13 protein-coding genes are annotated in these 14,374 nt (G+C 70.3%); 7 read left to right on the top strand and 6 right to left on the bottom strand.

Going from position 1 to position 14,374, the window contains the following annotated elements:
• Nucleotides 1–435: 435 nt before the first annotated feature.
• Both ACFOM8_RS07990 and ACFOM8_RS07985 read right to left on the bottom strand, forming a co-directional pair.
• Nucleotides 436–819: a response regulator gene (locus ACFOM8_RS07990; RefSeq protein WP_377760942.1), complete on the bottom strand. Its 384-nt coding sequence runs from the start codon at nucleotides 817–819 to the stop codon at nucleotides 436–438.
• On the bottom strand, nucleotides 816–4,796 hold the full coding sequence (locus ACFOM8_RS07985; RefSeq protein ID WP_377760941.1) for a PAS domain S-box protein: 3,981 nt from the start codon (nucleotides 4,794–4,796) through the stop codon (nucleotides 816–818). Before ACFOM8_RS07985 ends, ACFOM8_RS07990 begins: the two co-directional genes overlap by 4 nt.
• 264 nt (nucleotides 4,797–5,060) lie before the next feature.
• On the opposite strand from ACFOM8_RS07985, the gene ACFOM8_RS07980 reads away from it, so the two are divergent.
• On the top strand, nucleotides 5,061–5,228 hold the full coding sequence (locus tag ACFOM8_RS07980; protein ID WP_377760940.1) for a hypothetical protein: 168 nt from the start codon (nucleotides 5,061–5,063) through the stop codon (nucleotides 5,226–5,228).
• A gap of 36 nt (nucleotides 5,229–5,264) precedes the next feature.
• Here ACFOM8_RS07980 and ACFOM8_RS07975 read toward each other — a convergent pair whose 3' ends face one another.
• Nucleotides 5,265–5,846 carry a response regulator gene (locus ACFOM8_RS07975; protein WP_377760939.1) on the bottom strand — a complete coding sequence of 194 codons (582 nt, stop codon included), beginning with the start codon at nucleotides 5,844–5,846 and terminating at the stop codon, nucleotides 5,265–5,267.
• A gap of 177 nt (nucleotides 5,847–6,023) precedes the next feature.
• Nucleotides 6,024–6,743, bottom strand: coding sequence for an arylesterase (locus ACFOM8_RS07970; RefSeq protein WP_377760938.1), 720 nt, complete (start codon nucleotides 6,741–6,743; stop codon nucleotides 6,024–6,026).
• Here ACFOM8_RS07970 and ACFOM8_RS07965 point away from each other — a divergent pair.
• A complete protein-coding gene (locus ACFOM8_RS07965) occupies nucleotides 6,742–7,440 on the top strand; it encodes an ABC transporter ATP-binding protein (RefSeq protein WP_377760937.1) in 699 nt (232 codons plus the stop codon). The two genes, ACFOM8_RS07970 and ACFOM8_RS07965, sit on opposite strands and share 2 nt — an antisense overlap.
• The gene (locus ACFOM8_RS07960) at nucleotides 7,437–9,962 is read left to right on the top strand and encodes an ABC transporter permease (RefSeq protein ID WP_377760936.1); all 2,526 of its coding nucleotides are present in this window, start codon (nucleotides 7,437–7,439) and stop codon (nucleotides 9,960–9,962) included. Before ACFOM8_RS07965 ends, ACFOM8_RS07960 begins: the two co-directional genes overlap by 4 nt.
• A 6-nt stretch (nucleotides 9,963–9,968) precedes the next feature.
• Here ACFOM8_RS07960 and ACFOM8_RS07955 read toward each other — a convergent pair whose 3' ends face one another.
• The gene (locus tag ACFOM8_RS07955; RefSeq protein WP_377760935.1) at nucleotides 9,969–10,364 is read right to left on the bottom strand and encodes a (R)-mandelonitrile lyase; all 396 of its coding nucleotides are present in this window, start codon (nucleotides 10,362–10,364) and stop codon (nucleotides 9,969–9,971) included.
• Between the two features lie 51 nt (nucleotides 10,365–10,415).
• Nucleotides 10,416–11,465, bottom strand: a complete 1,050-nt coding sequence (locus ACFOM8_RS07950) for an NAD(P)-dependent alcohol dehydrogenase (protein WP_377760934.1) — start codon at nucleotides 11,463–11,465, stop codon at nucleotides 10,416–10,418.
• A gap of 181 nt (nucleotides 11,466–11,646) precedes the next feature.
• Between ACFOM8_RS07950 and ACFOM8_RS07945 the strand changes: the two genes are divergently transcribed.
• The 4 genes from ACFOM8_RS07945 to pcaF all read left to right on the top strand — a co-directional run bounded on the left by ACFOM8_RS07945 (nucleotide 11,647) and on the right by pcaF (nucleotide 14,366).
• Complete coding sequence (locus ACFOM8_RS07945) at nucleotides 11,647–11,835, top strand: hypothetical protein (RefSeq protein ID WP_377760933.1); 189 nt, start codon at nucleotides 11,647–11,649, stop codon at nucleotides 11,833–11,835.
• Nucleotides 11,836–11,839: 4 nt separating this feature from the next.
• Nucleotides 11,840–12,049: a hypothetical protein gene (locus tag ACFOM8_RS07940; protein WP_377760932.1), complete on the top strand. Its 210-nt coding sequence runs from the start codon at nucleotides 11,840–11,842 to the stop codon at nucleotides 12,047–12,049.
• Between the two features lie 153 nt (nucleotides 12,050–12,202).
• Entirely contained in the window at nucleotides 12,203–13,036 is an 834-nt protein-coding gene (locus tag ACFOM8_RS07935; RefSeq protein WP_377760931.1) for a PaaX family transcriptional regulator C-terminal domain-containing protein, read from the top strand.
• 124 nt (nucleotides 13,037–13,160) lie between these two features.
• Nucleotides 13,161–14,366 (top strand): 3-oxoadipyl-CoA thiolase, encoded by a 1,206-nt coding sequence (gene pcaF, locus ACFOM8_RS07930; RefSeq protein WP_377760930.1) that lies wholly within the window; start codon nucleotides 13,161–13,163, stop codon nucleotides 14,364–14,366.
• Nucleotides 14,367–14,374 lie beyond the last annotated feature (8 nt).

Here is a 14,374-nt window from a genome sequence, read left to right as displayed (position 1 = left end):
CGGTCGCGGGAAGCCCACGCGGCCGCCGCGACACGACCTGCCCTTGTTCCTGTCGCGCGTGGGCCAGGGCCGGTCCCTGACGGACAGCCGGGCGGCGGAAATGGCCGCTTGCCCGGGGCCGTCCTGCGCTAGTCGCGCCGTCCTACCCGGGCGCCGGCCTTTCCGGGTCGCGGAAGGGCGGCATGTCCGATGGCCCCCGTTCAGGCAGGCCAGTCCGCCTCGCCACACCCGGACGGCGTGAAAGCCCCGGACCCCCCGGGCAGCACTTTTTCCAAGCCGGGTGCGGGTCTGCTGCCCTGCCCGGCGACAGCGCCGCCCGGAACTTGCAAGCTTTGCCCGCGCCGGGCTTTTCTGCCGTTGGACGGGAAACGATGCGATGCCCCGTCACATGTGCCGCGTTCTTGCCGCAGGAATGGCGGGCGGCCGGTCCGGGCGCTATGCCGGCTTGTCCGGTTCCAGAAGCCGGGCGACATGGGCGATCTCCAACGGCTTTGTCGCGACAGGGGCTTGGCGCCATTCCGCCGGAAGATCGGCCGGGTTGTAGCCGGTCGCGAACAGAAACGGGATCGCCGCCGCCCGAAGCCGTGCGGCGACCGGGAAGCTCTGCTCGCCATTCAGGTTCACGTCCAGCACGGCGGCCTCGATGGCCGGATCGACGTCCAGCAGCCGCAGCGCCTTTTCGACCGACGGGGCGGGGCCGACCACCACGGCGCCCGCCTGTTCCAGATCATGGCGGACCTCCTCGGCGATCAGGAAGTCGTCCTCGACGACAAGGATGCGGCGGCCGAACAGAGGCCCGGTCAGGGGGGACGTGCTCATGGCCCCATCCGGTCGCGGGCCGGGGCGGATGTCGGCACGTCGATTGTGCAATGCACGCCGTCGGGCGTCGGATCATAGGTGGTCGCGGCCTTCAGTTGATAGGGCAGCGCGCGTTCGATCAGCACGCGCCCATAGCCGCCCTCCTGCGGACGGTTCCCCGCGGCGGGCATGGGAACGCCCGTTTCGCGCCAATCGACCCGCAAGCGGTGCTGCCCGTCCTCCCCGCGCGCCACCGTCCAGCGGATCGCCAGATGTCCGTCCGGGCAGGCCAGCGCCCCGTGTTTCAGGGCGTTGGTCGCCAGTTCATGCAAGGCCAGCGCAAAGGTCTGCACCGTCGCCGAGCGCAGCGTCACACCCCGGGGGCCGTCCAGCGTCACCTTGCCCTCGGGCGCGCCGAGGGCCGACAGTTCGGACCCGAGCAGCTGGTCAAAGGTCACGCGCTGCCCCGCGGACAGATGCGACAGCAGCCCCTGAACGCGCGACAGAGCCGCCAGCCGGTCGTCGAAGCGGTGCCGGAAATCGTTCAGCGAGGCCGCCTCGTCGATCGTCTGGCGCGAGATCGCGCTGATCACGGTGATCAGGTTGCGCGTCCGGTGCTGCAACTCGGCCACCATGACCCCCTGGCGCGCCTGCAAGTCCCGCAGTTCGTCGATATCGGTCGAGGTGCCCACCCATTCGGCGATGTCGCCCGCTTCGTCGCGGACCGGCACCGCCCGGGTCTGAAACCAGCGATAGGCGCCATCCCGGTGGCTGCGGATGCGGCATTCCACGTCCAGCCGCCCCTGCCCGACAGCCTGGTCCCATGCCGCGCGCGCCGCGCCGCGATCATCGGGGTGAAGGGGTTCCAGCCAGCCCCAGTTCCGGCTGTCCGCCTCGTGCTGCCCGGTATAGGCGGTCCATTGCGGGCTGGCCCAGGACCAGCGGCCGGGGGCGCCCGCCCGCCAGACCAGTTGCGGAATGCCCTCGATCAGGGCGTGCAGGCGCAGTTCGGTTTCGCGCAATTCGGTCAGGTCATGGCCGATGCCGCCGATCAGGGTCACGTTTCCCGCCTCGTTCGGGATCGGGAAGTCGGTGTTGCGCAGCCAGCGGATCGCGCCGTCGGCGGGCCGCCTGATGCGGTATTCAAAGGCGGTCTGCGCGCCGTCCCGCACGCGCCGGATGTTTTCGGCGGCATGGGCGCGGTCCTCGGGGACGATCAGGTCCAGCCAGTTGCGGTAGTTGTCCCCGGCCAGCGCCTTTCGGCGGTCCAGGCCGTAAACCTGTTCGAAGGCGGGGGTCAGGTATTGCCATTGCAGCGTTTCGGCATCGCGGATCCACAGAACGTCCTGCGACGCCTCGCCGAAGCGGCGCAGCCGCGCCTCGCTGTCGCGCAGCGCGGCCTCGATACGCTTCAGGTCCGTTACGTCCTGGGCGATGCCGCCGCCGCGCTTGACGGCGCCGTTTTCCATGATCGGAAAGCCCGCGTCGCGGATCCATCGGACCTCGCCGTCGGGCCGCCTGATGCGGTATTCGGCGACAAAGGATTGCCCCGCCAACAGGCGCGGCATCGCCCGGAGCGCGGTTTCGCGGTCGTCGGGATGGATCAGGTCGGACCAGCGCGACAGATCCGCCATCGCCGCCGCGCGGCTTTCCCCCCAGATCGTCTCGAAGGCGGGGCTGAGATATTCCAGACGCAGCGTCTCGGCGTCCACGATCCACAGCGCGTCGGAACTGTTGTCGCCGAATTCGCGGAAGCGTTCCTCGCTGGCGCGCAAGGCCGTTTCGGCCCGGCCGCGTTCGATGGCGGCCCAGATGCGCTCGGCCACCTCCTCGGCCAGGGCGATCTCGCCGGTTGTCCAGCGCCGCGCCTGCGCCTGGACCAGACAAAGGGCTGCGATCAGCTGTCCTTGCTTGACCAGCGGCACGTCGATCCAGGCCGCGACGCCGTTGTCGAGGTAGTATTGCCGTTCGGCGGCCGCCAGTTCGGCATCGCTTGCCGCATCCTCGACGATCCAGGTGCGGCCTTGCGAGATCCTGTCATAGGCCGACCGGAACGCGTCCTTCGGATAACGTCCCGCCAGGCTATGCAGGCCCGGCACGGCGAAGTCGCTTGCCACCTCGCCGTGATCCGCGCCGGGGGGCCATCCGACGTAATAAGCGCGGCTTGCGGCCACCGCCTGTCCCAGCAGGCGCATCGCGGCGCCCGTGATCTCGTCCGGGTCGGTCAGATGGCGCAACGTGTCGCTGAGCTTCAGAAGAAAGACCTGCCGTTCCTCGTTGCGGCGCAGGGCGTCGGTCATGCGGCGGCGTTCGGTCACGTCCTGCATCACCACCATCAGGTTGTGCGCGCCCGAGGCGGTCTCGACCCGCGTGACGAACATCTCCAGCACCTTGCCCAGGGAAACCGCCTCGCGTTCGAAGCGGGCTTCCGCGCCGGTGCGGAACACCTGTTCGCAGATGTCGTACCACCCCTCGTCCTGGTCCGGGAAGCTGTCGCGGACCGACTGGCCGGTCAGGTCGGACCTGCCGAACATCGACTGCGCCCTCCGGTTCATCGCGACAAGGCGCCAGTCGCGCAGGCCGTCGGGACGCGGGGGAACGGGTTCCGTGACCAGCACGGCCTCGTCGATCGCGTCGAACAGGGACCGGAACTGGCTTTCGCGTTCGCGCAGCGCGGCTTCGGCCAGGGCGCGTTCCATGGCGTCCCAGGTTCGCTCGGCCACCTCCTCGACCAGGGCGATCTCGTCCCGGGTCCAGCGCCGCGGGGTGGCCGATACGGCGGCCATCGACCACAACCGGCCGTTCGCGCCGGGCCGCAGCCTTGGCGCAACAAAGGCGCGCATCCCGAGTTGCCGGCCGTTCCGCCGCTCGGCCGGAGAAAGACCGGGGCGTTCGGCATCGTTCTCGACCACCACCGTGCGGGTCCGCATCTGCTCGACCGTTTGCGGAAAGCCGGACAAGCGGAGCTGGCGGGGCAGCGGGGCAACGCGGTCGTTGCCCATCTGGTGGATCACGTCGGCCCGGTCCCCGGCCGGGCAGCAGGACGCGACATGGCAGCGGTCAAGCCGCATCTGCCCCGACAGCATCCGCAGGGCGCGGGTCGCGATCCCGTCCGCATCGGGTTCCGCCCGCAAGGCATCCGACAGCGTCAGCAGAAAGGCCTGGCGTTCCTGGCTGGCGCGCAGGGCCTCGTCGTCGCGCTTGGCGGCGGTCACGTCGTGCCAGAAAACGGCCAGGCCGCCGTCCGGGGCGGGATAGGCGCACGCCTCCAGCCACATCTCGCGTCCGTCCGGCCGGGCGCAGCGGTGTTCAAGCGATCCCGGCACCCGGTCCCGCATGACGCGCCGGTAAAGATCGCCAAGGGCGGAATGCTCGGTCCCCGGAAAGGCGTCCCAATGCGACCGGCCGACCAGTTGACTGGCCGAACGGCCGCCAAGGCCCGCCGTGCGGTCGTTCACATCGAGAATGGCGAAATCGGGGCCGAGCAGCGCAAACCCCTCAACCATCGCGTTCAGCACGTCGGGCGGCGGCCCGTTGGTGCCGCGGTGCTTTTGCCGGGCGGCTTCCCGCGCGGCTGCGGGAACCTGGCGGGCCGTCGTTTCGACAACGGTGTCGATGAAGCCCAGCACGCCGCCCGCCGCGTCGCGGACCGGGCTACAGGAAAAGGTGAACCAGGCCCGTTCGGGGCCGCGGCCGCGGTCGAGCGCCAGGGGAAGATCCTCGGCAAAGGCGGCCTCGCCCGCCAGGGCCAGGCGCGCGATCGGGCCGATGCGGTGCCAGGCTTCCCGCCAGATGTCCGCGAAGGACGCGCCAAGCGCATCCGGCTTGCCGCCCAGAACCGGCACATAGGCGTCGTTGTAGAGCGTGACGAGATGGTCGCCCCAGACAAGCGCCGCCGGAAAGCCCGACTCCAGCACGATCATGGCCGCCATCTTCAGTTCGGGCCGCCACTGGTCCGCCGGGCCCAGGGGCGTCGCCGCCCAGTCGTGCGCGCGCACGCGGGCGGCCATCCGGCTGGGGCCAGGCGGCCAGGGCGATGATTGTGCGGCGGCGTGATCCATCAGGGATAAACGTTCCAGATCGGCCGATGGTGGCAGCGCAAGATAGAAATCGCGGCGGCGATCTGCACGCGGAAAGGCCGGATGCGGCCGGAACACGGCTTTTCCGCCAGAAACGGGATCGGCGGGCCGGGTCCGGGAACAAAGGCGGCGTCCCGCGGTTGGGGCCGCCACGGAGCCGGGATCCCCAGAACGAGGCGCGATATGGGCAAGGACGCAAAGACCAGCGGCGACCTGGAAAAGCGGTTGAAGGACTTGAGCCGCCGTGCCGAGCATGAGGTGGTTCCGCAGCGGCTTCGGGAACTGGCGGCGCGCCTGCGCGACGCCCTGCTGACCGCGCGGTCGTCGCCCCGTCACCCCCCGGAGCAATGATCGCCTTGTCGATCCACGGTGCCGTCCGCAGCCCGGCTATTGCAGGTGCATCCTGCCGCGCCGGCTGTATTCGTCGTCCAGCAGATCCAGCAGGCGGGCGCTGAGATCGCCTTCCATCCGGCTTTCGGCGGTTTCTGCGATGGCGCGCAGCAGCGCCGCCTCGACCAGGCGGTCGGCCGAGGATTCGTCGGGCATCACCGCCCGCGACCGGCGGATCATCTCGATCACGGTGTTCTCGATGCTGTCGATGTTGTCCTGCGGGACCAAGGCCCGGTGCTGTTCGTGAAGGTCGTGCAGCAGCGGCGCCGCGTGGGTGGGCTTTGTGTAGACATGGCGGCGCGGGAACCGGGCCGGAACGGCCTGCGGGTCGTGGCCGGTCAGGAAAACAAAGGGTATGCCGTGATGGGCCAGAGAATCCGCCACCTGGAACGAGCTTTCGTTCTGGACCTGCACGTCCAGGATGGCCGCCTGCACCAGCCCGACCCGCTGGATCGCGTCATGCACGTCGGCAAACGGCCCCACCACCGCGTCGCCCTCGGCGCGGATTTCCCGGGACAGCTTGTCGGCGGCGAAAAAGTCATCCTCGACCACAAGGATACGCAGGCATTCCGATGTCATCGACCCTCCCGGCGACAGGCTCGGCAGGCGAACGCGTCGGCGCGACATTTGGCTCCGAACGGCCGCCATGGGGCAGACATTATGGGATTAACTCCCTTGCGTCACCTGCCGGATGAACCGGCGTCCGGCAACAAATGTTAGTTTCCTCCCTTTCCGGCGAAAAGGCGCCCGGCGGCGTCAGTTCGCGGACGCCATGGTGTCTTGCAGCCATTCGCCGACCGCCGGTCCCAGGGCCGCGACAATGGCCTTCACCCCGGCGGCGCTCGGATGAAGGCCGTCGTCCTGCATCAGCTCGCGATAGCTTTCCCCCGCCGCGTACCGTTGCGTGATGGGGGACAGCAGGTCGGGATAAAGCGCCGCGCCATGGTCCCGCGCCAGGTCGGGAAACATGGCCGCGAACTGCTGCTGGAAGTCGGGGCCATAGTTGCCGGGCGCGGACAGGCCCACAAGCATGGCGGGCACCCCTTCGGCCTTCAGGCGGGTGAGAATGGCGTCCAGGTTGGCCCGGCTGGTCGCGGGGTCGATGCCGCGCAGCAGGTCGTTGCCGCCAAGCGCCACGATCATGGCGTCGGGCTTGTCGGCCAGGGTCCAGTCCAGCCGCGACAGGCCCCCCGCCGTGGTGTCGCCGCTGACGCCCGCGTTGATCACGATCACGTCATGGCCGGCCCCCCGCAGCCAGTCCTGCAACTGCGGCACCAGCCCCTGGTCGGCGGGCAGGCCATAGCCCTGGGTCAGCGAATCCCCCAGGGCCGCCAGCCGCAGCGGTTCCTGGGCCGGGGCCGCTGCGGGCAGGGCCGCCAGGACAAGCGCCGCGACGATGCCGCGCCATTGCCGCTTGCCAGAACGGCGGCGCACCCTAAATGGCAGGAAAGGCGGGTTTTCGGGAAGGATGTTCATGACCGATCCGGTTTTGTCGCTGAGGGATGTTTCCCTGACCTTGCAGGGCAATGCCGGGCTTGTGGAAATCTTGCGGGGCATTTCGCTGGATGTCCACCGGGGCGAAAGCCTGGGGCTGGTCGGCCCTTCGGGATCGGGCAAGTCCTCGCTTCTGATGCTGATGGGCGGGCTGGAACGCGCGACGGGCGGGACGGTCGCGGCCCTGGGCCATGACCTGACCGCGCTGGACGAGGACGCGCTGGCCCGGTTCCGCCGGGGCCGCATGGGCGTTGTGTTCCAGTCCTTCCACCTGATCCCGACCATGACCGCGCTGGAAAACGTCGCCACCCCGCTGGAGCTGGCGGGCCAGCCGGACCCTTTCGGCCGCGCCGCGGCCGAGCTGCGCGCCGTGGGCCTGGGCACGCGGATGGATCATTATCCCGCGCAGATGTCGGGCGGGGAACAGCAGCGGGTGGCCTTGGCCCGCGCCACCGCGCCGCGCCCCGCGATCCTTCTGGCGGACGAGCCGACCGGCAATCTGGACGGCGCCAGCGGCCAGGTGATCATGGACCTGCTGTTCGGCCTGCGCGACCGTCACGAGGCGACGCTGGTGCTTGTCACCCATGCCCATGACCTGGCCGCGCGCTGCGACCGCGTGGTCCGCCTGCGCGACGGCCGGGTCGAGGGCTGCGACAGCCACCGCCGGGCCGCGTCATGACCGTCGCCTGGCGCATCGCCCGGCGCGAACTGCGCGGCGGGCTGGCGGGCTTCTGGATCTTCCTTTTGTGCCTGACGCTGGGCGTCGGCGCCATCGCGGCGGTCGGATCGGTGCGCGCCGCCATTGCCGCCGGCCTGTCGCGCGAAGGCGCGGTGCTGCTGGGAGGCGACGCGGAACTGCGCCTGACCTATCGCTTCGCCGATGCCGACGAGCGGGCCTGGATGGAATCCCGTGCCGCGCGCCTGTCCGAGGTGGTCGATTTCCGGTCGATGGCCGTGGCAGGTCCGGGCGGAGACGCCGAGCGGGCCCTGACCCAGGTCAAGGGCATCGACGGCGCCTGGCCGCTTTACGGGCAGGCGCGGTTCGATCCGCCGATGCCCGTCGCCGATGTCCTGGCCGGGCGCGGCGGCCTGCCGGGCGCGGCGATGGATCCGCTGCTGATCGACCGGCTGGGGCTGGCCACGGGCGACCGCTTCCGGCTGGGCGTCCAGGATTTCGTCCTGATGGCCGCGCTGGTGAGGGAACCCGACGCGCTCGGATCGACCTTCGGGCTTGGACCGCGCACGCTTGTGCCGACCTCGGGCCTTGCCGGATCGGGGCTGCTGGCGCCCGGCACCCTGTTCGAGACCAGCTATCGCCTGATCCTGCGCCCCGGCGACGGCCTGGACGGGCTGCGCGCCGCCGCCGCCGAGCGGTTCGAGGGGGCGGGAATGCGCTGGCGCGACAGCCGCAACGGCGCGCCGGGGGTCGAACGCTTCGTGGATCGGCTGGGTTCGTTCCTGGTGCTTGTCGGGCTTGCGGGGCTGGCGGTCGGCGGGATCGGCGTGTCCTCGGCGGTGCAAAGCTATCTGGAGAGCAAGACCCCCGTCATCGCCACGCTGAAGACCCTGGGGGCCGAGGGGCGCACCATTGTCGCCGTCTATCTGATGCAGATCGGCCTGCTGACCTTGGTGGGGGTCGCGGGCGGATTGGCTTTGGGCGGGCTTGGACCGCTGGCCGCCGCGCCCCTGCTGCAAGCGCGCCTGCCGATCCCGGCGGAGTTCGCCCTTTATCCCGCCCCCCTGGCCGAGGCGGCGCTTTACGGCGTCCTGACCGCGCTGATCTTCATCCTGCTGCCCCTGGCGCGGGTGGAGCGGGTGCGCGCCGCAGCCCTGTTCCGCGGCATCGGGACAGGCGCGCGCGCCCGGCCGCGCGGGTTTTATCTGCTGGCGCTGGCGCTGGCCGTGGCGGCGCTGATCGGGACGGCCACGCTGATGGCGTCGGCGCCCCGGCTGGCCCTGGCCTCGGCGGCGGGGGTCGCGGGGGCGCTGGCGGCCCTGGCGCTGGCGGCGCATGGCCTGCGCGCGCTGGCCCGGCGGCTGGCGCGCCATCCGCTGCTGCGCGGGCGCACCGCGCTGCGCCTGGCCTTTGGCGCCGTCGGCAGCCCGCAGGAAGGCGCGACGGCGGTGGTCCTGTCGCTGGGCCTCGGCCTGACGGTTCTGGCCACGGTCGGACAGATCGACGCCAACCTGCGCCGCGCGATCGCCACCGAGATGCCCGAACGGGCGCCGTCCTTCTTTTTCATCGACATCCAGCCCGACCAGCTGAAAGGTTTCCTGGACCGGCTGGACGCCGAACCCGGCGCCGACCAGGTCGAGACCGCCCCGTCGCTGCGCGGGATCATCACCGCCATCAACGGCGTCCCGGCCCGCGAATGGAGGGATCACTGGGTCTTGCGCGGCGACCGCGGCGTCAGCTATGCGGCCGCCCCGCCCCCGGGCACGGCGCTGACGGCGGGCGAATGGTGGGCGGACGATTATGCGGGCCCGCCGCTGGTCAGCTTCGGCGCCGACGAGGCCGCCGAACTGGGCCTGAACCTGGGCGACCGGATCACGGTCAACGTCCTGGGGCGCGACATCACCGCCACCGTCGCGAATTTCCGGCAGCTGGATTTCCGCAGCGGCGGGATCGGCTTTGTCATGATCTTCGACGCGGCCAGCCTTGGCGCCGCGCCCCATACCCATATCGCCACCCTTCATGCCGACCCCGCCGCCGAGGGACGCATCCTGCGCGAAATCTCGAACGCCTATCCCAACATCACCGCCGTGGGCGTGCGCGAGGTGGCCGGGCGCGTGGCCGAGGCGATGGCCGCGCTGGCCCGGGCGACCTCGATGGCGGCGGTGGCGACTCTGGCCACCGGCTTTGCCGTGCTGATCGGCGCGGCGGCGGCGGGCGAAGGCCCCCGCGTCTTCGAGGCGGCGGTGCTGAAGACCCTTGGCGCCACGCGGGGCCGGGTGCTGGCCAGCTTTGCGCTGCGGTCCGTGCTGATGGGCGCGGCGGCGGGGCTGGTCGCGGTCGCGGTCGCCGCCCTGGCGTCATGGGCGGTCCTGACACAGGTGATGGAGATGGACTATCGCCCCGCCCCGGGATCGGCCCTGGCGATCGTCGCGGGCGGTGTTCTGGCGACCCTGGCCGCGGGCCTGGTCTTCGCGCTGCGCCCGTTGTCGGCCCGCCCGGCCCGGGTGCTGCGCGCGCAGGAATGACGCGCCTCAGCCCCGGTGATCGTTATCCGCCACCTTTTCCATCCAGGTGACGGTTGTTCCGTCGATGCTTTCCTGGATGGCGATGTGGCTCATGGCGGTGTCGGGGGCGGCGCCGTGCCAGTGCTTCTCGCCCGCCGGGAACCAGACAACGTCGCCCGCGCGGATCTCCTCGACCGGGCCGCCTTCGCGCTGCGCAAGGCCGCGCCCGAAGGTCACGATCAGCGTCTGGCCTGCGGGATGGGTGTGCCAGGCGGTGCGGGCGCCGGGTTCAAAGGTGACATGGGCCCCCGCCGCCCGGCCCGGCGCCTCGGCCGCGAACAGCGGGTCGATGCGGACGGTGCCGGTGAACCAGTCGGCGGGACCAGAGGTCGAGGGCGTCTGGCCCGGGCGGGTGATCTTCATGCGGCGTCTCCTTTCGGAAAAGGACGGCGTTCGCCGCCGCCCTTCGCAAGCTCATCGCGCGATGGTGGCGATGTCCATGACGAAGCGGTACTTCACGTCGCCCTTCAGCATCCGTTCATAGGCGTCCTCGATCCCGTCGGCGCGGATCATCTCGATATCGGCGGTGATGCCGTGTTCGGCGCAGAAATCCAGCATCTCCTGCGTTTCGGGGATGCCGCCGATCATCGAGCCCGCCAGGGAACGGCGGCGCATGATCAGGTTGAAGACGTTGGGCGAGGGATGCGGGGTCGCGGGCGCCCCCACCAGAACCATGGTTCCGTCGCGCTTGAGCAGCGCCAGGAACGCGTCCAGATCGTGCGGGGCCGCCACCGTGTTCAGGATCAGGTCGAAGCTTTGCGCATGGGCCGCCATCTCGTCCGCGTTGCGCGACACCACCACCTCGTCCGCGCCAAGCGCCTTCGCGTCGGCGGTCTTGTCGGGCGAGGTCGTGAAGGCCACCACATGCGCGCCCATGGCGTGCGCCAGCTTCAGGCCCATGTGCCCGAGGCCCCCGATGCCCACCACGCCCACCTTTTTGCCCGGTCCCGCGCCCCAGTGGCGCAGCGGCGACCAGGTGGTGATCCCCGCGCAGAGCAGTGGCGCCACGGCGGCCAGCTGCTCCTCGGGGTGGGTGATCTTCAGGACATAGCGTTCATGGACCACGATGGCTTGCGAATAGCCGCCCAGCGTATGGCCCGGCGCGTCGGCGGTCGGGCCGTTATAGGTGCCGACCATGCCGTCGCAGTAATTCTCCAGCCCTTCGTCGCATTCGGCGCAATGCTGGCAGCTGTCCACGATGCAGCCGACGCCCACCAGGTCGCCAACCTTGTGGGTGGTGACATGGCCGCCCACGGCGGCGACGCGGCCCACGATCTCGTGCCCCGGCACGCAGGGATACAGCGTGCCCGCCCATTCGCTGCGCACCTGGTGCAGGTCGGAATGGCAGATGCCGCAATAAACGATCTCGATCCGCACGTCATGGGCGCCCACCGCGCGGCGGGTGATCTCCATGCGGTCCAGCGGCTGGTCGGCGGCTTGGGCCCCCACGGCAAGAATGGTCATGTCGTTTTCCTTTTGTGTTGCAGGCAGGCACCGGCGCGCCGGCCGGGCAGCCCGGCTTCGGAAAGGGTCTGGCGAACCCCTGAAAACCGCAAGGGCGGCGCGGGGTCAAGGCGGGCTTGCGCCGGGCGTTGAAACAAAATGCGCCCCGGGCGGGTTAACCCCGACCCACAGGAGAAGCATCATGGCCCAGCGACTTCCACCCGTTCCCCCGGCGAACCGCAGCACCAAAGGCCCGGGCGACCCTGCCAAGCGGGGCGCGCCGACGGACGACGCCGTTCCCGATCCCCGCCAGCGCAACCTGGACCAGCAGGGGCGGCAAGGGAACATCAAGCAGAACACCACCAACCAAGGCCATCAGCAGGACAGGTGACGCGATGTCCACAGCGAACAAATCCGATGCCGCCAACCGCCATCACGGCGGTCCCGGCAGCAGCCACCAGCGCCCCGACCTTCCCGATCCCACCGAAAACCGGGGGCCCGCGCCCGGCGAGCCGACCAACGGCCCGGATTCGGATGTTTCGGGCGGCGGCGGGGTGCGTGACAGCCATCACACCCACGATCCCAAGACAAAAGGCGGCCGCTGAGCCGCCCCGGCGCAAGGCATCGCGCGGAAACCGGAAAGCGGCAGGCCCTTCCCTGCCGTTCTTGCGCCTGTCCGGCCCGGCCGCGCGGGATGCCCTTGATAAAACGGACGGTTTGCCTTTAGGCCTGGGCCGTGAACGACGCCCGGACCCGCGATGACCCCCACCCCTCTGATCCAGCGCCTGACGGCCGATCTTCCGATCACCGCCGGATCCTTTATCGTCACCGTTTATGGCGACGTGGTCGTTCCGCGCGGCGAAGTGCTGTGGATCGGCAGCCTGATCGCGATCTGCGCCCGTATCGGCATCAGCGAGAACCTGGTGCGCACGGCCGTGTCCCGCCTGGTCGCGGCGGGACGGCTGGAAGGCGAGCGCGTGGGCCGGCGCAGCTTCTACCGCCTGGCGCCCGCCGCCCGCGCGGAATTTGCCGATGCCGCGCGGCTGCTTTATGCGCGGCCCCAACCCTCGGGCGACTGGCTGGTGATGCTGGACCCCGACATGCCCGAGGATCTGGCCCGCCGCCACCGCATGGCCCGGATGGCGGGCGACCTGTGGATCTGCCCGGCGCGAGGCGGCTCACCCGCCACCGGCGGGCTGGCCCTGCGCGCGGTTCCCGTGGCGGGGCTGGACCAGTTGCCCAGGCTGGCGGCGTTCTGGGATCTGGCCGCGCTTGCCCGTGGTTACCGCACCGTGCTGGACCGTTTCGGCCCTCTGGCCGAAGGCCCTGCCCTGTCACCCGAGGATGCGCTGATCGCCCGCCTGCTGCTGGTTCACCTTTACCGCGGCGTCCTGCTGCGCGACCCCGGCCTGCCGCCCGGGGCGCTGCCCCCCGACTGGCCCGGAACCGACGCGCAGGCCCTGTTCCGCAACCTTTACACCGCCCTGACCCCCCTGTCCGAACCCCATGTCGCCCGCGTGATGGAGGACGAGAACGGCCCTCTGCCCGAGGCCACCCCCCGGACCGAGGCGCGGCTGAAGGCGCTGGCTTGAAACATTACAGGCCGATGCACATTTTTCTTGGCGATGTAATGTGTGGCCTGTTATAAGCTGACCAATCGGTCGATGAATTGGGAGAATCATCGCCGCCAGCCGAACATCCTTGGGGGGATCCTGCATGTCCGAAGCCTTCATCTGCGATGCGATCCGCACGCCGGTCGGCCGTTACGGCGGCGCGCTCGCGACGATCCGGGCCGACGATCTGGCCGCCCTGCCCTTGCAGGCGCTGATGACGCGCAACCCCGATGCCGACTGGTCTGCCGTGGACGACGTGATCCTGGGCTGCGCCAACCAGGCGGGCGAGGACAACCGCAACGTCGCCCGCATGGCCGTGCTGCTGGCCGGAATGCCCATCGGCGTGCCGGGAACCACGGTGAACCGGCTGTGCGGGTCGGGCATGGACGCCATCGGCATGGCGGCGCGCGCGATCCGGGCGGGCGACTGCGATTTCGTTGTTGCGGGCGGCGTGGAAAGCATGACCCGCGCGCCTTTCGTGATGCCCAAGGCGGAAACGGCTTTCTCGCGCAGCAACGCCGTTTACGACACCACCATCGGCTGGCGCTTCCCGAACCCCGCGCTGCGCAAGGCTTACGGTACCGATTCGATGCCCGAAACCGCCGACAACGTGGCCGCCGATCACGGCATCAGCCGCGCCGATCAGGACGCCTTCGCAGCGCGCTCTCAGGACCGTTGGGCGGCCGCGCAGGCCGCAGGCGTCTTTCGCGACGAGATCGTGCCGGTGCATGTCCCGCAGAAAAAGGGCGATCACCTCACCTTTGACACCGACGAACATCCCCGCCCCGGCACCACGGTGGAAACCCTGGCCCGGCTGAAGGGCGTGAACGGTCCCGACCTGACGGTGACGGCGGGCAACGCCTCGGGCGTGAACGACGGCGCCGCCGCGCTGGCGATCCTGTCCGAGGACGCGGCCCGCGCCCAGGGTCTGACGCCCAAGGCCCGCATCATCGCCATGGCGGCGGCGGGGGTGGAGCCCCGCGTCATGGGCATCGGCCCGGTGCCTGCGGTGCGCAAGGTTCTGGCGCGCGCGGGCCTGTCGCTGGACGCGATGGATGTGATAGAGTTGAACGAAGCCTTTGCCGCACAGGGGCTGGCCGTGCTGCGTGACCTGGGACTTGCCGACGACGATCCGCGCGTGAACCCGAACGGCGGGGCCATCGCCATCGGCCACCCGCTGGGCATGTCCGGCGCCCGGCTTGTCACCACCGCGATGTACCAGTTGATCCGCACCGGCGGGCGATACGGCCTTTGCACCATGTGCGTGGGCGTGGGCCAGGGCATCGCCATCATCATCGAACGCGTCTGAAGGGGAGG

This window comes from Paracoccus angustae (assembly GCF_042648745.1).
In the GTDB taxonomy this organism is placed as follows: domain Bacteria; phylum Pseudomonadota; class Alphaproteobacteria; order Rhodobacterales; family Rhodobacteraceae; genus Paracoccus; species Paracoccus angustae.
The sequence above is the reverse complement of the archived record's forward strand: the minus strand, read 5'-3'. Positions and strand labels throughout refer to the sequence as shown.